This window comes from Salinivibrio sp. IB282 (assembly GCF_001995685.1).
Taxonomy (GTDB): domain Bacteria; phylum Pseudomonadota; class Gammaproteobacteria; order Enterobacterales; family Vibrionaceae; genus Salinivibrio; species Salinivibrio kushneri.
In genome coordinates this window covers 1-18,028 of sequence record NZ_MUET01000023.1, presented here as the reverse complement: position 1 = coordinate 18,028, position 18,028 = coordinate 1, and the positions used below count along the sequence as shown (strand labels likewise).

Annotated in this window: 15 protein-coding genes; 8 read left to right on the top strand and 7 right to left on the bottom strand. The window is 50.3% G+C overall.

What is annotated here, in order from left to right; translation table 11 throughout:
* Positions 1-289: 289 nt before the first annotated feature.
* From BZG14_RS07015 to BZG14_RS07000, 4 genes are all read right to left on the bottom strand, one after another.
* A complete protein-coding gene (locus BZG14_RS07015; RefSeq protein ID WP_069362281.1) occupies positions 290-820 on the bottom strand; it encodes an MltR family transcriptional regulator in 531 nt (176 codons plus the stop codon).
* Positions 821-881: 61 nt separating this feature from the next.
* Positions 882-2,030 (bottom strand): mannitol-1-phosphate 5-dehydrogenase, encoded by a 1,149-nt coding sequence (locus tag BZG14_RS07010; RefSeq protein ID WP_077608350.1) that lies wholly within the window; start codon positions 2,028-2,030, stop codon positions 882-884.
* A gap of 67 nt (positions 2,031-2,097) precedes the next feature.
* Positions 2,098-4,068, bottom strand: coding sequence for a PTS mannitol transporter subunit IICBA (locus BZG14_RS07005; RefSeq protein ID WP_077608349.1), 1,971 nt, complete (start codon positions 4,066-4,068; stop codon positions 2,098-2,100).
* 507 nt (positions 4,069-4,575) lie between these two features.
* A complete protein-coding gene (locus tag BZG14_RS07000; RefSeq protein ID WP_077608348.1) occupies positions 4,576-5,076 on the bottom strand; it encodes a lactoylglutathione lyase family protein in 501 nt (166 codons plus the stop codon).
* Between the two features lie 102 nt (positions 5,077-5,178).
* Here BZG14_RS07000 and BZG14_RS06995 point away from each other — a divergent pair, with 102 nt between their 5' ends.
* Together BZG14_RS06995 and BZG14_RS06990 are read left to right on the top strand one after the other, a co-directional pair.
* On the top strand, positions 5,179-6,087 hold the full coding sequence (locus tag BZG14_RS06995) for a LysR family transcriptional regulator (protein WP_077608347.1): 909 nt from the start codon (positions 5,179-5,181) through the stop codon (positions 6,085-6,087).
* 80 nt (positions 6,088-6,167) lie between these two features.
* Positions 6,168-6,854, top strand: coding sequence for a substrate-binding periplasmic protein (locus BZG14_RS06990; protein WP_198532028.1), 687 nt, complete (start codon positions 6,168-6,170; stop codon positions 6,852-6,854).
* Here BZG14_RS06990 and clcA read toward each other — a convergent pair.
* A complete protein-coding gene (gene clcA, locus BZG14_RS06985) occupies positions 6,848-8,242 on the bottom strand; it encodes a H(+)/Cl(-) exchange transporter ClcA (RefSeq protein ID WP_077608345.1) in 1,395 nt (464 codons plus the stop codon). The genes BZG14_RS06990 and clcA overlap by 7 nt on opposite strands.
* 417 nt (positions 8,243-8,659) lie before the next feature.
* Positions 8,660-9,949, bottom strand: a complete 1,290-nt coding sequence (locus BZG14_RS06980) for an alpha/beta fold hydrolase (protein ID WP_077608344.1) — start codon at positions 9,947-9,949, stop codon at positions 8,660-8,662.
* 203 nt (positions 9,950-10,152) lie between these two features.
* Between BZG14_RS06980 and BZG14_RS06975 the strand changes: the two genes are divergently transcribed.
* The 4 genes from BZG14_RS06975 to BZG14_RS06960 all read left to right on the top strand — a co-directional run bounded on the left by BZG14_RS06975 (position 10,153) and on the right by BZG14_RS06960 (position 14,623).
* Positions 10,153-10,626 carry a MarR family winged helix-turn-helix transcriptional regulator gene (locus BZG14_RS06975; protein ID WP_077486761.1) on the top strand — a complete coding sequence of 158 codons (474 nt, stop codon included), beginning with the start codon at positions 10,153-10,155 and terminating at the stop codon, positions 10,624-10,626.
* A gap of 25 nt (positions 10,627-10,651) precedes the next feature.
* Positions 10,652-11,710: an HlyD family secretion protein gene (locus tag BZG14_RS06970; RefSeq protein WP_077486760.1), complete on the top strand. Its 1,059-nt coding sequence runs from the start codon at positions 10,652-10,654 to the stop codon at positions 11,708-11,710.
* Between the two features lie 13 nt (positions 11,711-11,723).
* Positions 11,724-12,761 (top strand): DUF2955 domain-containing protein, encoded by a 1,038-nt coding sequence (locus BZG14_RS06965; protein ID WP_069362292.1) that lies wholly within the window; start codon positions 11,724-11,726, stop codon positions 12,759-12,761.
* Between the two features lie 257 nt (positions 12,762-13,018).
* Entirely contained in the window at positions 13,019-14,623 is a 1,605-nt protein-coding gene (locus BZG14_RS06960) for a methyl-accepting chemotaxis protein (RefSeq protein WP_077608343.1), read from the top strand.
* A 78-nt stretch (positions 14,624-14,701) separates the two neighbouring features.
* On the opposite strand, the gene BZG14_RS06955 is transcribed toward BZG14_RS06960, so the two are convergent.
* The gene (locus BZG14_RS06955) at positions 14,702-15,601 is read right to left on the bottom strand and encodes a LysR family transcriptional regulator (protein WP_077608342.1); all 900 of its coding nucleotides are present in this window, start codon (positions 15,599-15,601) and stop codon (positions 14,702-14,704) included.
* A gap of 142 nt (positions 15,602-15,743) precedes the next feature.
* Here BZG14_RS06955 and BZG14_RS06950 point away from each other — a divergent pair, with 142 nt between their 5' ends.
* A complete protein-coding gene (locus BZG14_RS06950) occupies positions 15,744-16,892 on the top strand; it encodes an S-(hydroxymethyl)glutathione dehydrogenase/class III alcohol dehydrogenase (protein ID WP_077608341.1) in 1,149 nt (382 codons plus the stop codon).
* Positions 16,893-16,930: 38 nt separating this feature from the next.
* Positions 16,931-17,767 carry an S-formylglutathione hydrolase gene (fghA, locus tag BZG14_RS06945; protein WP_077608340.1) on the top strand — a complete coding sequence of 279 codons (837 nt, stop codon included), beginning with the start codon at positions 16,931-16,933 and terminating at the stop codon, positions 17,765-17,767.
* Positions 17,768-18,028 lie beyond the last annotated feature (261 nt).

The window sequence follows — 18,028 nt, the reverse complement described above, 5'->3', positions numbered from 1 at the left end:
TCTGTTTATGAAGCGAGCTTCGTGGCTCGCTTTTTTTATGCCTAAAAATCAATCTCTATCAAGCCTTATATGATCCGATATAGCGCTTTTTGTATATAATGATGGACAAAGTGCATCGTTTTTTGATTTGATACCCGAAAGATAAAAAAGATTGGTTAGGTATGAAATTATATAGTGTGATTAAGGCTTATTTATTGGAAGCCCTGATTCTCGGTGGCGCGTTCGCGCTAGGGGTGTGGTTAACCCTTTCAGGCTATTTGCTTCATTAGTGATGGTGAACGTTGGCACATTAAAAAGGGCTTTCTTTGCTTAATTCATTGCAGATTTCCACGATGGCGAGTGACAACCCTGAGCGGATCACCTGCTGTTGGCGCTGCAGTTGTAGCTGATAGAATTCGATATCTACGTCATCTTCCGGCGGGCCAATATCGAGCGAAAGTATGCCCATCGTATTCGCTTTGCGCAGCTTTTTGACGGCATCGAGCACCTTAGGATCGGTAAATTGGTAATCGTCGGCATCGTTACTCAGTTGGTTTTTAAGTTTAATGATTTGTTCAATATCGTGATAAGCGTCATCTGATAACACGCCTAGWCCAAACAAGAGTTTCAATCGCACAGAAAGATCCCCCAGCGGCCCAGTGTCGTGCAGTAAAGGCCCCACCACTGATTCCACCGCAAAGTTATCTTTGCGAAAAACCCGTTTGATTAAGCCATCAATAGCTGTCTCAAACGTATCCACCGCGGCAACAAAAAAGCCACGCACGGTTGGCGCTTGGTTTAATCGTTCAATGATGTCTGTTTCGTCGAAATTTTCTGCCATAGACTCAATACTGCTTATTGTTATAACGGGGGAGCTAAACTCCCCCTGTAAAATGCGCGGTTTACAATTGCTGGTACAGGGTGTTAATTGCCTCAACTTCAGGGCTTTCCTCTGCCAAGCCGGAGTATGTCGCCAGCGTCTTTCTTACGCCCACCTCAGCCAATGAAGCTTGAAGCTCTTCAGCTTGTGGATCGGTGTGATTGGTGTATTTCAATGCTGCGGCAATCCCTTTTAATAGGGCTCGGTTATCTGTGCCGTACTCTATTGTACCCAGTAATGGCTTGATAAGCCTATCGTTCTGACTTAGTTTTCGGATAGGCTGGCGACCAACACGATCGACCTCATCAACCAAATAGGGGTTTGAGAAACGCCCCAAAATTTTCTCGATGTACGCTTGGTGAGCGGCGCGGTCAAATCCGTAGCGTTGGATAAGCACTTCGCCGCTTTCTTGCATCGCTGTTTTCACCAAATCACGGATTTTCGGATCGGTAATGGCTTCACGAATGGTGCGGTGGCCGCTCAAGCAACCCAAATACGCCGTGATGCAATGGCCCGTGTTTAAGGTGAAAAGCTTACGCTCGACGAAGGCCATGAGGTTTTGTGTCTTCTCCATCCCTGCAATATCTGGGATTTCGCCTTTGAACTGTTGTTCATCCACAATCCACTCGCTGAAGCTTTCTACCGTGACCTCTAAGGGAGCATCGTTCGCCGCTTCCGCCGGCGGCACAATGCGATCAACTGCGGAATCGACGAAACCAATCAGTGCGTCTGCTTTCTCATGGAATGCGGGGTCAAGGTGCTTATAGACTTCGCCTTTGAGATGCGACGTACCACGGATCATGTTTTCGCAGGCAATAATGTTTAGTGGGGCCTCATTGCCGGATGCGAAACGTTTTTCAATGCCGGTGGCGATGGTCTTGGCAATAATATCAAGCACATTAGGGCCAACAGCCGTGGTCACTAAATCCGTTTTTACGATTTTTTCGATAACATCATCACTTGCCGAATTGACTGCCGTGATATGAGAAACCGTGTCGATATGGCAGTCGTTACCTACCACTTTGACGTTGTAGCTTTGTTTGTGACTGAGTTGGTCAATGAGGGGCGCATCGACATCGGCAAAGGTGACCTCGACATTGGCATCTGCGAGCAATTTTCCGATAAAGCCGCGGCCGATATTGCCGGCACCAAAATGAACAGCATTTTTCATAATATTTACCTCAAACTAAAAACGGTGGTGATGAGAGGCCACCGAGGTGGCCTGCTTATTGGGTTGATTAATGGGATGACGTCATAAAGGTGACGCTGTCATCACTCAATAGATTGAGGATCTCGTCAATACTGTCAGTACTGGTGAGAATATCTATTGCATCAGGCTCATCTAACGCATTAGTAATGGCGGTAATTACTTGAATATGTTCATCGTTTTTGGCGGCAATGCCAATCACCAACTTAGCGATATCCTCTTTGTCGTCGGTGAACTGCACACCCGATGGATACTGACACACCACAATGCCGGTTTGCTTGACACCGTCTTTTGCTTTAACGGTGCCATGAGGAACGGCGATCGACTCCCCGAGGTAAGTGGGGGTTAATGCCTCGCGCTCAAACATCGCGTCGACATAATTAGGCGCTACGTAGCCAAGTTTGACAAGTTGCTCACCGGCAAATCGAATCGCTTCATCCTTGTTTGTGGCCGTTAAGCCAAGATGAATGTTTTTACGCTGAAGTTGAAAAGCAGGTGCCGGGGTTGGCTCAAAACTGTCGTCATTTGCCGCCGTCGTCGGAACTTGAAGCACTTGTGGATCGTTGGCGGCGGGATACTGTGCGGCGAGAATTTGGGTAACCAACTGGCCGTAAACATCGCCGTCTAAAAAGTTATTGAGTGAAATATGGTGTGCGGTTGGCGCGTGAGTGCGTGCACGCTCGGTCAGATCTTTATGCGTGATCACAATCTGCGCATCCTCAGGCAGGCTATTGACCGCAATATTCGTGACACCAATATCTAAGCCTGCATTTTGCACCTTTTTACGCAGCAAGCTGGCACCCATGGCACTAGAGCCCATGCCAGCATCACAGGCAACTAAAATATGCTTTACGTCAGCAAAGTTAACTGTGGCTTTAGGCGCAGAAGAGGGGGCGGAGGTGCTTGCTTTAGCGCCTGATTTCATGTTTTTCATTTTGGCGGTTGCCTCATCAAGTGAGGCCTCGTCACCTTCACCCTCTGTGCTTTTCTGTGTTTTCATCAGTAAAGCGGCGACCACAAATGACACGCTGGCTGCGGCAATAATTGACGCCAAGACGCCGACAATCGAGCCTTTTTGCGTCATTAACAGCACAGCAAAAATAGAGCCAGGAGAGGCGGGCGACACAATACCTGCATCAAACACAGTGAGAACGAATACACCTGTCATACCACCCGCAATCGCGGCAAGAATAAGGCGTGGATTCATCAGAATGTAAGGGAAGTAGATTTCGTGAATACCACCGAAGAAGTGAATAATGGATGCACCGCCCGCGGTTTGACGTGCGGTGCCTTTTCCAAACACCATGTAGGCAAGCAAGATGCCTAAACCAGGACCTGGGTTTGCCTCAATGAGGAAGAAAATAGACTGGCCAGCCTCTGAGGCTTGCTGGATCCCAAGTGGTGAGAAAATACCGTGGTTGATCGCATTGTTGAGGAAAAGAATCTTAGCGGGCTCAACAAAGATAGAGGTCAGTGGTAACAGGTGTGCTGAGACCAAAAACTCCACACCTGCCGCGAGGCCACTGGATAAGAGCTTAACAAACGGGCCGATAAGGAAGAATGCGATAATCGAGCAAAGCATACCGATAATGCCGGCGGAGAAGTTATTTACTAACATCTCAAACCCGCTTCTCACTTTGCCATCGACATAAGCATCGAATTTTTTGATCGCCCAGCCGCCGAATGGACCAACCATCATCGCGCCCATAAACATGGGAATGTCAGTCCCGACAATCACCCCCATGGTGGTAATCGCACCGACAACTGCACCGCGTTCGCCGCCAACAAGTTTACCGCCGGTGTAGCCGATCAGCAGTGGTAGTAGGTAGGTAATCATGGGACCGACCATGGCCGCCAATGTCTCATTGGSGACCCAACCGGTCGGAATGAATAGTGCAGTAATAATCCCCCACGCGATGAATGCGCCGATATTGGGCATCACCATATTCGAGAGGAAGCGACCAAAATTCTGTATCTTGATCTTGGTATCAGATGATATCATAACAATACCCCGTTTGATGTTCTCATTGAACGTGTGTGGTAGAACGGTTCGCCAAAACCGTCTGGCTAGTAAGTACCCAGTCAATTTACCACATATTTTTTCGAGAGAACTGATAACGGGGATTTATTGACTCAACTCTCATTATTCACTTCGCAACTATATGTTAGTCCAACACCTGTCACAGAAATAACATGTAAATTTAGCACAAAACGTAATGATCAAAATTGTCAATAAAATCTATAGCGATTTATATCACATTTTTGATTTTTGATTTATAAAATATATAGTGATGTAGATCACTCTTTATTTTTTTAGAATAGTGAAATAAAAAACTAGAGTGATAAATATCACACTACCAGTCTGGTCAATAATGATTCATAAAGTGATAACGATCACACTTGTATTTTTATTACGAATAAGGTCGGTGTCGTGTGAGGTAGAAACCAAGCTCAATCGCGTTGAGCCTGGTGAGTTAAAATGCCAAGGTAGCCATTACAGACAAGAGAGTTAATACGCTCCTGCGCTGTAGATAAGCTCGTAACTGTGGCTGTAGATCTCCAAGATATTGCCAAATGGGTCTTCCATATAGATCATGCGATAGGGCTTCTCTCCAGGATAGTAATAGCGTGGTTTCTCCATGCGTTTCTTACCGCCAGCTTCAACAATACGTTCAGCCAATGCTTCAACATTTGGGTCTTGCACGCAGAAGTGAAAGACGCCCGTTTTCCAATACTCAAAATTGTTGTCAGGGTTTTGCTGATCTTTGAATTCAAATAGCTCGACACCCACGCGGTCGCCTGTCGATAAGTGGGCAATGCGGAAGCGTTCCCAACCTTGACCAAACACATCGGTACACATCTCTCCAATTGCACTATCGTCTTCAACAATCTCAGTAGGTGCCATGATGAGATACCAACCAAGCACCTGCGTGTAAAACTCAACGGCTTTGTCTAAGTCAGGGACGGAAATACCAATGTGTGAAAATGTACGTGGATAAGGGGTTGTCATGCATAGCTCCTCATAAGATTACGTTGTCAGTGTTTGCAAGCATGAGGCATCAAAACCATAATGTTAAATTATGGATTTCAATGATTATGATGACACTTTGTTATGGTTAACCCTGTTTGGCTGAAAACCTTTTGCACGCTGGTAGATGTTGGCAGTTTTACCAAGGCCGCTGACAAATGCTTTATGACCCAATCAGGCGTAAGCCAACACGTGCGAAAGCTCGAGGACTTGTTATCTACAACATTGGTCATTCGAGGAAAGAAAGGCGTGGTGCTGACAGAAGCAGGCCAACAACTCTACCGTCAAGGGAAGGACGTGCTACAAACGTTGGATAATCTTGCTGTAACCATCAGTCACGATCCCGGCTATGAAGGCGAGGTGCGCATCATGTCGCCGGGAAGTGTTGGTCTCCGTTTATATCCTCATTTGCTCGATCTCCAGGTGACGTATCCGACACTTACGATTAACTATCGCTTTGCGCCAAATGGCGATATTCATAATGCCATCTTGAACAACACCATTGATATTGGCCTGACAACCGCATGTCCCGTTAATCCAAATATTCAGTCTGAACCCATCGGGGAAGAGCCTTTGTTGCTGGTGACACCGCGCCATGTTAAATCCCCGACTTGGGAAACACTCTGCCAGCTAGGATTCATTGATCATCCAGATGCGAGGCATCACGCCGAGTTATTACTTGGAGCGAACTTCGAGCAATACCAAACGGCGCAGTTGCGCCCCATCAAGCAATCTGGCTTTTCTAATCAAATTGGTCTTATCTTACTACCCGTTGCACGCGGACTCGGCTTTACCGTGTTACCCGCCAATGCCGTCGCCGCTTTTGCTCAACAAGCGGCCATCAAAGCTCACTATTTACCAATACCGGTCAGTGAAACTTTATATCTCTGCGCTTTTGCCGGACGCCAGCTGCCCCAGCGCGCTATCAATGTTGCTAACGTTATTAAAGAGCAGGTTGATTCAATCGATATGCATGATAAAAGCAAAGAGTGACAGCATCACGTGCTGCGCATGGACGACGCTTCTCCTGTCTTCTAATCTCTAAGAGTGCGAAAACGATTTGAGGTGGCACTGTGACGAGATGGTGGATATTAATGGTTTGCTGGTTGCCGTTGAGTGGACTGGCAAACACACTCACTGTTGCATATCGCGATCATACGGGTGCAATGTCATCCGCGACCAAAGCGATCGTCGAGCGGGTTTTTGACTCGGTTGACCCACAAATCGAACTCGCTTGGATAGAAATGCCGTTAGCACGGGCAGAGAATGCACTGGCTAAAGGGATCATTGATATTGATTTTGGACGCACGCGGTTGGTCTACCAAGACACGCCTCAGGTGCTTTATCCCACTGAATCACTGTTCTCCGTTGACTATTATTTGTTTGGGCACACGTATGTGCTTAATCCTGAAGATTATCAACGTGTGGTGGGGGTGATTGGTGATCAATTGGCGCTGATGATTGCGGATAGATATCAGTGGGATATGGTGCTCGTAAGAACTGAACGGGCTGCGTTAAACATGGTGAATAGTAATCGTGCACAGGCGATGGTCGGCTATGTGGGCATCGCAAGTATGCTCGAAAAAGAGCAACTGACGACCGTACGCATGGCAGACAGTCCTGTCGAATCCATTCCCATTTATTTGGCGATTCATCAGCGGCATCAAGCTCTTATTGAGCCACTGAACGCTAGTATACGCAAAATGAAAAAGAGCGGAGAAATAACCGCTCTACTCGAAAAACACGGCATCCCTCATTGAGATGCATTTTCTATCCGAAGTTTCTGCTCGCGTACTTTACGACGCAATAGCTCCGTATAAATTGGTTGTCCACCAAGCAACTGTGCGACCAAGGTGGCACCGAGGGTGGTGATGATTAACGGCAAAATCAGATAATAGTTGTTGGTCATTTCAATCACCAACAAAATACCGGTAATCGGCGCGCGCACGGTCGCGGCGAACAGAGCGCCCATGCCCGCAATCGCAAACATACCCGGCTCTATCCCCATCTCTGGGTACATATTGGCAACCACTAACCCATACACTGTGCCCAACAAGGTTCCTAGCGCCAGCATGGGCGCAAAAATGCCCCCAGGCGCACCCGAGCTAAAGCAAATCACTGTCAGTAATGTGCGTGCCATAAAGATAAACAGCAGGGCACTGATTGAATAATTGAGGGTGACGAAATCTGGCACTAAATTAATGCCACCATGGGTCAGCTCAGGGGCGTAGATAAGTAGTAAGCCAAAAAAGCCGCCTAACGTGGCACCCACTAACCAGATCCGTTTTTGGCTTTTCTGATAAAAGCGTTGGAAAAAATCCTGAAAGCGCATAATCAGAAAATTAAACAGTACGCCAAATACCCCAAAACAGCAGCCCAGAACGAGAAAGAACCACAGCGAAATAAGTGGCGGCGTTTCGTATTGTGGTAATACAATTACCGCCTCTTGGCCATTGATATAGCGAAAGACGATATCGGCCATAATCGCAGCAATGATCACCGCTTTAATTGAAATTAAGGTATAGCGAAATTGTGGTCGCATTTCCTCAACCACAAACATGATAGCCGCCAGTGGAGCATTAAAAGCCGCCGCCAGCCCCGCTGCAGCACCGGAGGCCAGCAGTGTTTGATTGCTGTTTCTGTCTTTGATGCGGCAGGTATCGGTGACCATTCGGCCAATATTGGCACCAATTTGCACGCTTGGGCCTTCGCGGCCGAGAATCATCCCCGAACCTAACGCGCCTAAACCACCAAAAAACTTCACTGGAATAACTCGCCACCATCGTGAGGGACGGATGCCTTCCATCGCGCCCTCAACCTCTGGGATCCCCGAGCCTGCCGCTTCAGGGGCAAAACGATGAACAAGCCAATAGCCGAGTAAGGCGAGCCCCGCGCTAATAAAAAACGCGAGCACACCCAATGGAATCATCGAGTTGATGTTACTGTCTAACCATTCGGTTCTGGACTGAGACAGTGAGTGGATGGCGAGCTCGAATAGGGTGACTACCACGCCGCCTAAAAAGCCAATGACTACCGCGAGTAAAAGGATAGAAACGGGCGTTTTGTCGCGAGACCATAATTTATCAAAGAAAACACTAGATTTGTAAAAGATGGCTCTCTTCTTGCCTGTTTTACTTACAATTTTCATCTGTGTGAACGCAAAGTGTGAAAAGAAAAGTGACGATGTACGGTGGCACGACTTCCTACGCCAACATCGTGCTGGGAACGTCCTGTTCCCTGAGAGAACGCATTTATACTACGCCAATTAACGGAACATGCAAGCGCTTGACAGATGCTTCATTGCCCAGTGATAAAGACAAAACCCGCGGGAGTAAGCGATACATTAATGAGACAGTCGTAAGCGAACATTTTTATACGTTTAACCGGTGTGCACCGTATTAACAACTAGCGTATCAGCTTTATCAGCGCCAATAATTGATTTGAATTAGATCACAGTTTGTTGCGCTGAAAATTTCTGCTCTGACCTGATCGAAGAGTAGATAGCGGTGTGGCCATGCCTGAGTCGTTGAGGCATGGCCGTCATTATCGCTAAAGTAAGACGTCATTAACCATGAAGGGCAGCTAGGTTATCGCCGATATCGATTAATCGATCCAAAATACGCTCGCCATCGACGCCAATGCCATTGTGCTCGTACTCGTTAGTCATCCACGCTTGGCTGTTAGCAATTTTCGCCAAGGTTTGACGGGAATAATCGAACTCGACAAACATATCATCCACATAGGTGGCACAGGCGAGCGGCACTGTGTTGCGCTTGAGCACCTCGAGATCATAAAGCGCCGGCCAATCGGTTTTTCCCGCCAGTAGCATGGCGGCGTCTTTGAGTGGTTTGAGCGTGGCGAGTTGGTCAAACATCCATGGATAGACCATTTCACCGGTAAAGCGGAAAGGTTGGTCGGGCTGGTAGTGGAACTGCGGGAACTGATCGCGTACCCGATGGGCTGACCACTGCGACGCCTGCTGCTGGCAGTAAATCGATTCATGCAAAATAGCGTAGAACGGATTGGTTAAATACCCTTGTTCTGCCTGCATCGCATCAAGGAATGGATAGCTCAGCACACGCTCACCATTCACCTCAATAAAGGCTCGTTCCAATAAATAGTAAAGCGGCAGCCCGGCATGACCGCGACCTAGGTTCAGGCCAATGGTTTGGAACTGCTCCACCGTAAACGGCTGACCGTTTGGCAGTGTCACCGCATTGTTTTGCAAATACTGGGCAATCTCGTGACAGCGGGCTTGTACGTCCGGGAATTGGGCGAAAAACTGCTGGTTTTTGTCCTCCACGCGCTGATAGGTTTTTTGATACACCGCATCGGCGTGTCCCTCGAGCGGTGGAATGCCGCCAGTGACGAACGCGCGCGACAGCGATTGCGGAAAGTACGACAAATAGGTAAGCGCACAAAACCCACCAAAGCTTTGACCCAGGATCGCCCATTGCTTGATGCCTAACGCCTCACGTAAACACTCGGCGTCTTTCACGATGCTATCGGCACGAAAATGGCTCAGGTAGTCCGCTTGTTCGGCGGCTGTGAGGTGGGCAAGCGTTTGGTGATTCACCGGCGAGCTTAAGCCCGTGCCGCGTTGGTCGAGCAACAACACGCGGTAATCGTCTAGTGCCCGTTTTAACCAGCCGCTCGCACCATTAGGGCGGGGTGACTCCATGCCAGGACCACCTTGGAAATACACCAGCCAGGGTAAGTCTTGTTCATTTTTACGTGTATCAACCACTTCGCGGGCGAAAATCGAGATTGAGGGGCTATCAATGTCACTATGATCCAGCGGTACATCAACATGATGGCTGCGATAACGGAGGTGGCGATCCCACAAATCGTGCATGGTAATTCCTTTACAAACAAAAAGATGACGCACGATAGATTACCAGAGATGGCGGGGAGCAGCGAGCACGTTTCCCTCAGCCAGCCTGTCACTTTTTTGTGATGCACATCACCTTTCTATTTACTTAGCCTGCTAACTATTTTATAGTACCAGCCTGGTATTACTTAGCCTGCTAAGTATTTTCACGATGGAAGGAAAACTCGATGACATCGCCCAATCCCGAACACATGTCTATCGCTGAGCACTTAGGGCGCACGGCGCGATTATGGCGCCGTGTGGCGAATTCAGAGCTTGAACCTCTGGGGCTGAGCTATCCGCGCTGGAGTGCGCTTTGGATGTTGCGTCGATTGGGAGATGGCATCAGCCAAAGTGAATTGGCACTGGCGCTGGAAATTGAACTGGGTTCGTTAATGCGCACCTTGAAGCATTTGGAAGCGCAGGGGCTGATCACACGGCGCTGCTCGCCCGAGGATAAGCGCACCCGTACCGTGCATGTCACCGCCAGTGGCAGTGAACTCATGTCTCGCATCGAAGCGCGGGTATTGCGGGTGCGCAAGCATTTGCTCTCGGGTATCGCGGCTGAAGATTTTGATGCCTTGGAGCGGGTGTTAGTCACTATTAATCAAAATGCGATGGACTATACCGCCACCACCGCAGATGACCACGGCACAGAATAATAAGTAATAGAGGTAAGAAAGACGAATGACACCAGATGAAAAATTTGCGCGTTGGGTAAAAGTGGCCGCCCTCAGTTTTGTGTTGATCTTTGGCTACTTTTTGGCGGCAGATAACCTGATGCCACTAACGCCCCATGCGATGGTGACACGCACCGTGACTAAAGTGGCCCCGCAAGTCAGTGGGCCGGTTAGCGCCTTGGCAGTAGAAAACAACCAGCGCGTTCAAAAAGGCGATGTACTATTTAAAATTGAGCGTGCGCCTTATCGTATCGCCGTCGACCAAGCCAAGCTCGCCCTGGCCCAAGCGAGACAAACGAACGCCCAGTTGGATGCCTCACTAATGGCTGCGCGGCAAGATGTCTCAGCGTTGGCATCGGTCTTGGCACAAAAAGCGCGTGAAGCCAAACGTTTAAAAGCCTTGTTTGCCAAAAATGGCGTCTCTCAGCAGCAGCGTGATGATGCGATCAGCGCCGCTAATACCGCTCGCGCCAAATGGGAAGCGGCGAAAGCGCGTGTGAGTGCCCTCCAGATCCAACGCGGTGGCGATGGTGCGAGCAATATCGCTGAACAAGTGGCGCTGAGTAAGTTAAAGAAAGCGCAATTGAATCAATCCTACACTACCGTTAAAGCCAGCCATGATGGGGTGGTGACGAACTTGCAGCTGGATGTGGGGGCGTATGCCAGTGCGGGCAAACCGCTGATGGCCTTGGTGTCTGAGCGCGCCGATGTGATTGCCGATTTTCGTGAAAAAAGTGTGCGCGATGTACAGACGGGTACCGCAGTGAATGTCACATTTGATAGCGAGCCGGGCAAACTGTACGCGGGACACGTGAGCAGTGTTGATGCCGGAGTCAGTGCCGGACAAATCGACGCCAATGGCCAACTGGCGTCGCCTTCAAACTCCAACCGCTGGGTGCGTGATGCACAGCGAATGCGTCTACACATTCAACTCGACGAATGGCCTGATCACGCCTTGCCAACAGGCGCACGCGCCACGGTTCAGATAATGCCTGAAAGCGCGGTGACGCAGTGGCTGGCCAGCGCGCAAGTCGGCTTTTTGAGTATGCTGCACTACATCTACTAAGGGGGAGCTGACGATGAGGTTATGGCATCACCCCTTAAGCGATAACGATGTGCGCCAGTGCGCGCGCATTGCCACAGGTGCGACGCTCGGTTTTGCGGTGTGTAAGTTTTTCGGTTTTAGCTTCGGAGTGTTTTTTACTGTCACGCCGATGTTGTTGCTTGGGCTTGTCCCAGTGATTAACGGTCGCGCGGCACGGCAATTGCTCGCCTCGGCGGTGATCAGTGGGATAGAGGTCGGGCTGCTAGGGGGATTGTTTGGCGCGCATCCTGGGTTAATGACACCGCTGGTGTTCTTGCTCTTCACCTATAAGTTTGCCTGTATGTCCAAAGGGCGCTTTTTCCTCTTTGGGGCCAACAGTGTTTTAAGCCTCAGCATTATGCTGCACTTTGCCAGCTATCCCGATTTACCCATTAACACCTTAATCTTTGGTAACCTGGGCGCCAATGTGTTATCGGTCGCGGTGGCGTATTTAGTGACCTGGTTAATTCCCGATGTGACGCCGCGTCAGCCACCAGCTGCACCGGCAGGGGGAAAACAATCGCACCGGATGCGCCACGAAGCGCTAATGGGCGCGACCTTGGCGACGGTCTCGTTTTTCATCTTTCAGTTATTTGATTTGCGCGATTCGATTTCAGCGCAAGCCACCACTGTGTTGTTGCTGTTTCCGATGCACTGGAATGGCTCGCTCAGCTATGCCCGAAAACGGGCGATAGGCACAGTGCTCGGCGTCGCTTACGGCATTGGCTGCCAAGTCATTTTATATGATTGGTTTAACGTGCTGATTTTAGTGATCCCGCTGTTATGGATAGGCACCATGCTGTTTGCCAAAGCGCACTTAAAAGAGGCCGGGGGCTCAGGTGTGGGGTTTGGTGCCATGGCTACGCTTGGGATCTTATTCGGGCAATACTTAAGCCCCAACCAAGACTTTATGTATGATGCCTTATACAGAGTGAGTAGTAACCTGGTAGCGATTGTGCTCACCTTGATGTTGTGTTTTATGGTGCATAAGCTGCTTAACTGCTTTTCCGCGACCCGGTTTGGTGCCGCGTAAGCGTATGAACGACCGAATACCTTCCTCGCTTTAGTCAATTAATAGTGATTATTTTTGCGGTAAACATCTCATCCTAATTTGACTTTTGCGAGGTATCGCTTGTTTCTCCTCCGACCTGTCGCTATGATTCTGTTTAACAATTATGTACAGAGAGGAAGTCAGCCGTCTCTCATACTGTTCGACACTGAATTTTTCGGCACATTACGCGCCGGTTGTGACGGCTTTAGTCCTTCCCCATCATTTAACAAGGCAGCGTAGTGAAAAAACTCATTTTGATCGTGGTCTGTGCCATGTTTGCGGTGGCCGCCATTGCAAGCATCACGGCCACTACCTTTATCTCGCATGACGAGATAGACAACATTATTCTTAAACGTTCGCAAGCACAGGCTGAGCTACTTGCCGACCGTGCGGAATACATCTTAGAAAACTCCTCCACGCCTACCGCTGATCTGCAAGACATGGTGTCCGATCTTAAAGGTCGAGACGACATCAGCTACGCAGTGATGATTGATAAAAATATCAAAGCCATTGCTCATAGCGATAGACAGAAAATTGATAAGGTGTACAGCGATAATTATACCGTCGCCGGTGCCGGCCAGGGGCAACCCCAGCATTCGCGCTGGTACGCCGATGTGCAAGATGTATGGGTGTACGACATCATGATGCCGGTGTATGTCGATGGTCGTCTTTGGGGCGCGTTTGATGTCGGCATCCCGATCACCGAAGTCGATGCTGCCGCCAATGGTATCGCCATCGCCCAGCTTACCGCGATTGGCTTGATTTTTATCGGCTGTACCTTGGTACTGGTGTGGCTACTCGGCCGTTTATTCGCGCCGCTAAAAGGCTTAGAACATGCGCTGGCAGATATCTCCAAAGGCGATGGTGACCTTACCGTGCGTTTGCCCGTGACCGGCAATAACGAAATTACCCACATTTCAGAGGCGTTTAACACCTTTGTGGATAAAATCGACCAAATCATTGCTAACGTGGTCGAAACCGGTGAAGAGCTTGGCCGCTCGGCGGGATCATTGCGCGATAAAGCAGCGCAGTCATTAAAGCGCGGTGAGTCACAAAGCGAGCAAGCCTTGCTGGTGGTCACCTCAATGAACGAAATGATCGCCACCATTAATGAGATCTCGCAAAGTGCGTCTAGCGCGGCGGACTCGGCCTCATCGGCGAACAGCGAAACCGAAGCCGGCAAGCAAACCTTGACCGAGGCAACCGCGACGATTAACCAACTCGACACTGAGATGGATAACATGTCAACGGTGATCACCTCGTTGGCCGAGCGAACTCAGTCGATTGTCTCGATTCTGGATGTGATTCGCGGGATCTCTGAGCAAACGAACTTGCTTGCCCTAAACGCAGCCATTGAAGCGGCACGTGCGGGCGAAGCGGGACGTGGCTTTGCGGTGGTGGCTGATGAAGTGCGCAGCCTGGCGACTAAAACCTCGCAATCGACCGAAGAAATTCAATCAACCATTGATCAGCTTCAGCAAGAAGCGAAAAACGCCGTTGATGCCATGGATACCAGCAAAGCGCTGACTACCGAGGGCAACCGTGCTACTGAGCAAGCACTGACCGCACTGGAAAGCATTGCCACGCAAGTCAGCACCATCTTGGATATGAACACCCATGTGGCGACGGCGACCGAAGAGCAATCGAGCGTGGCCAATGAAATCAACGTTAATATGGATACGGTTAACCAAGCGGCGCAAGCCGGGCTGGATGATAGCCACAGCCTTGAGGCCAGCAGCCAAGACTTGGCCGGTTTGGCACGCACCTTGGACCACCATGTTGGCGCATTCAAAATCTCGGCAATTAAACCCACCGAGAACACATTGCGGGCGGCGCGCGACTAATTCAGCGTGTACCCCAGTCACCTTTATCGCCAGCCCTGTGCTGGCGATTTTTTTGCGTAATCATCAAAAAAGCAGAGGTTAGTAAACACCGGTTCGTAGCTGCTGGGCGGGTAAGTGCTCGGCAAGATATGCCAGCCAGGCGGCTATCTTGGGTTGCAATTGACGCCCACTTGGATACAGCGCCCAAATGCCCTCATCGTCCACCCGATAATCGGTTAATACTTCTTCCAACTCGCCGCTTACCAACGCGGATTGCACGTAATAATGTGGCAGTTGCGCCAATCCTAAACCGTGCTTGGCGGCATTGAGCAGCGCCACGCCTGAATTGCAGCGCAATCGGCCTGACACGGTTAACGTGCGCACCTTGCCGCCGCTTTGGTAGTGCCAATGCTCGTTCGATCCCACTAAGCAGCTGTGATGACTGAGCGTACTGGGCGACTCGGGGCGGCCATTTAAGGCCAAGTAGCCTGGACTGGCGCAGATGGTTAATTGTCGCGACCCCAGTCGCTTAGCTTTCAGGCTTGAGTCCGGCAAGTGGCCAATCCGGATCGCTACATCGGTGCCGGTATCTGTCATATCCACTCGCCGGTTGGTTAGATGCAAATCCACCGCCACTTGTGGATACGCCACCATAAATGGTGCGAGCAGTGGGGCGATATATTGCTCACCAAAGTTAACCGGTGCGGTGACACGAATTTGCCCCGCGGGTAACGACTGCGCCTGGGTAATGGTTTGTTCGGCATCCACCAACGCCGCGATCAGCGGTCGGCAGCGTTGATAATAGAGCTCCCCCTCGTCGGTGAGTGACACTTTGCGGGTAGTACGATGAAACAGCTTCACCCCTAAATACGCCTCGAGCGCAGCCACCCGGCGACTGACTGACACCACAGTGGTATCGAGTTTATTGGCCGCTTGGGTAAAACTGCCATGCTCGGCGACGGATAAAAATTCGTTAAGTCCTTCCCAATGGGGCGCCATGACTGTCTATCCTGTCATTATTCACCCATACACATTATTACGTGAGTGAAATAATAATTTTCAAATTTACGGGATTATAACTAAAACTAACTTGGTTAGCATAGCCAAGTACGCAATTAACAAGCACAGAAAGGAACCTCCAATGGCACTCTCAATCCAGACAGGACAAACACATATCAAATCTAAAGCCGCGGTTGCCTGGGGACCCGGTCAACCACTGAAAATGGAAGAGGTTGACGTTGAACTGCCTAAGCCGGGAGAGGTGTTGGTCAGAATCGTCGCTACCGGTGTGTGCCATACCGATGCGTTCACCTTATCGGGCGACGACCCTGAAGGGGTATTTCCTTCCATTCTCGGCCATGAAGGCGGTGGGATTGTTGAAATGGTCSGCGAGGGCGTGACCAGCGTGGACGTGGGCGACCATGTGATCCCGCTTTACACCGCCGAATGTGGCGAGTGTAAATTCTGCCAATCTGGCAAAACCAACCTGTGTGGCGCAGTGCGTGAAACCCAAGGCAAAGGCTTGATGCCTGACGGCACCTCACGCTTTTCTATCAACGGCGAGACCATTTTCCACTACATGGGCTGCTCGACTTTCTCGGAATACACGGTATTGCCAGAGATCTCACTGGCGAAAGTGAGCAAAGCCGCACCGCTAGAAGAAGTTTGCTTGCTCGGCTGTGGCGTGACCACCGGCATGGGTGCAGTCATGAACACTGCCAAAGTAGAAAAAGGCGACACGGTGGCGATTTTCGGTTTGGGGGGCATTGGCCTGTCAGCGATCATCGGTGCCCGTATGGCCGGCGCAAGTCGCATCATCGGCATTGATATCAATCAAAGCAAGTTCACCCTTGCCAAGCAGTTGGGTGCCACTGATGTGATTAACCCGAAAGACTACGACAAACCTATCCAGCAAGTGATTGTCGAGATGACCGACGGCGGCGTCGATTACTCATTCGAATGCATCGGTAATGTCGATGTGATGCGCCAAGCGCTCGAGTGCTGCCACAAAGGCTGGGGCGAGTCAGTGATCATTGGTGTTGCCGGTGCAGGCCAAGAGATTTCGACCCGTCCGTTTCAGCTGGTGACAGGGCGCGTCTGGAAAGGATCGGCGTTTGGTGGCGTAAAAGGCCGCTCAGAGCTGCCCGGTATTGTCGAGCGTTACCTCGATGGTGAGTTTGGCCTGCAAGAATTTATCAGCTACACCATGGGCCTTGATGAAGTGAACCGTGCCTTTGAATTGATGCACGAAGGAAAAAGCATTCGCAGCGTGATCCACATGGACCAATAACAGGACGGCCGCCGTGGCAACGCGGCGGTAAGATAACCATGCAACTAGAAAAAATAAGCGAAAACAAAGTCGCAGGCGGTTGGCACCAACGTTGGCAGCATGACTCGAGCGCCATCAACGGCAAAGTGACGTTTGCGATCTTTCTGCCAGAGAAAGCGAAAGAACAACCTGTGCCGGTGCTTTATTGGCTCTCGGGCCTGACCTGCACCGACGAAAACTTTATGCAAAAGGCCGGCGCGTTTAAACAAGCCGCCACCTTGGGCATGGCGATTGTGGCACCGGACACCAGCCCACGCGGCGAGGACGTGGCCGACGCCAATCAATACGATCTCGGCCAAGGGGCGGGGTTTTATGTTAATGCCACCCAAGCACCGTGGCAGTCGCACTACCAGATGTACGACTACGTTGCTCACGAACTGCCGGAGCTGATTGAATCGCACTTTGCGGTCAACAACCAGCGCGCGATTGCCGGACACAGCATGGGCGGCCACGGCGCGCTAGTGATTGGTTTGCGTAACCCATCGCGCTACAGCAGTATTTCGGCGTTTAGCCCGATTTGTCATCCCACCGAGTGCCCGTGGGGCAAACAGGCCTTTAGCGCCTATTTAGGCGATGACGAACAAACGTGGCAAGCCTACGATGCCACCGTGTTACTCGCCCAAGGCCCCACCGCCATGCCGATGCTGGTGGACCAAGGCGACAAAGACGGCTTTTTGGCCGAGCAGCTTAACCCGCAAGCCCTGAAACAAGCGGCCGAGAAACACAACTCCCCGCTGACCTTGCGCATGCAACCCGGCTACGACCACAGCTACTTTTTCATCAGTACCTTTATTGATGAACACCTCGCCTTTCACGCCACCCGCTTTGCGCGGTAGGCACAAACCACGTCGAGACCCCAAGCGGCCACCCAGGCCGCTTTTTTTGTACCCGTCTCACAAAACATGGTTTGGCTAACACTTTGGATAATAGCGCACGAAAAGCGAAACAGCGCTTGATACACTACCCGCAAAATAGCCAATAATATGGCGTGTTGGGTGCCGACAACTGATCGGCGGCATGCATACTATCGCGTAAAAGAGACATGCATGATATGTAATAAATTCTTTTTATAACAGTTATTTATCAAGGTCACAATG

Bases quoted from the DNA above. Each gene is read 5' to 3' on its own strand.
- BZG14_RS07010 (WP_077608350.1), bottom strand. From the start codon at position 2,030: ATGAAAAATGCTGTTCATTTTGGTGCCGGCAATATCGGCCGCGGCTTT.
- BZG14_RS07000 (WP_077608348.1), bottom strand. From the start codon at position 5,076: ATGACAACCCCTTATCCACGTACATTTTCACACATTGGTATTTCCGTC.
- BZG14_RS06995 (WP_077608347.1), top strand. From the start codon at position 5,179: ATGGTTAACCCTGTTTGGCTGAAAACCTTTTGCACGCTGGTAGATGTT.
- clcA (WP_077608345.1), bottom strand. From the start codon at position 8,242: ATGAAAATTGTAAGTAAAACAGGCAAGAAGAGAGCCATCTTTTACAAA.
- BZG14_RS06980 (WP_077608344.1), bottom strand. From the start codon at position 9,949: ATGCACGATTTGTGGGATCGCCACCTCCGTTATCGCAGCCATCATGTT.
- BZG14_RS06975 (WP_077486761.1), top strand. From the start codon at position 10,153: ATGACATCGCCCAATCCCGAACACATGTCTATCGCTGAGCACTTAGGG.
- BZG14_RS06970 (WP_077486760.1), top strand. From the start codon at position 10,652: ATGACACCAGATGAAAAATTTGCGCGTTGGGTAAAAGTGGCCGCCCTC.
- BZG14_RS06965 (WP_069362292.1), top strand. From the start codon at position 11,724: ATGAGGTTATGGCATCACCCCTTAAGCGATAACGATGTGCGCCAGTGC.
- BZG14_RS06955 (WP_077608342.1), bottom strand. From the start codon at position 15,601: ATGGCGCCCCATTGGGAAGGACTTAACGAATTTTTATCCGTCGCCGAG.
- fghA (WP_077608340.1), top strand. From the start codon at position 16,931: ATGCAACTAGAAAAAATAAGCGAAAACAAAGTCGCAGGCGGTTGGCAC.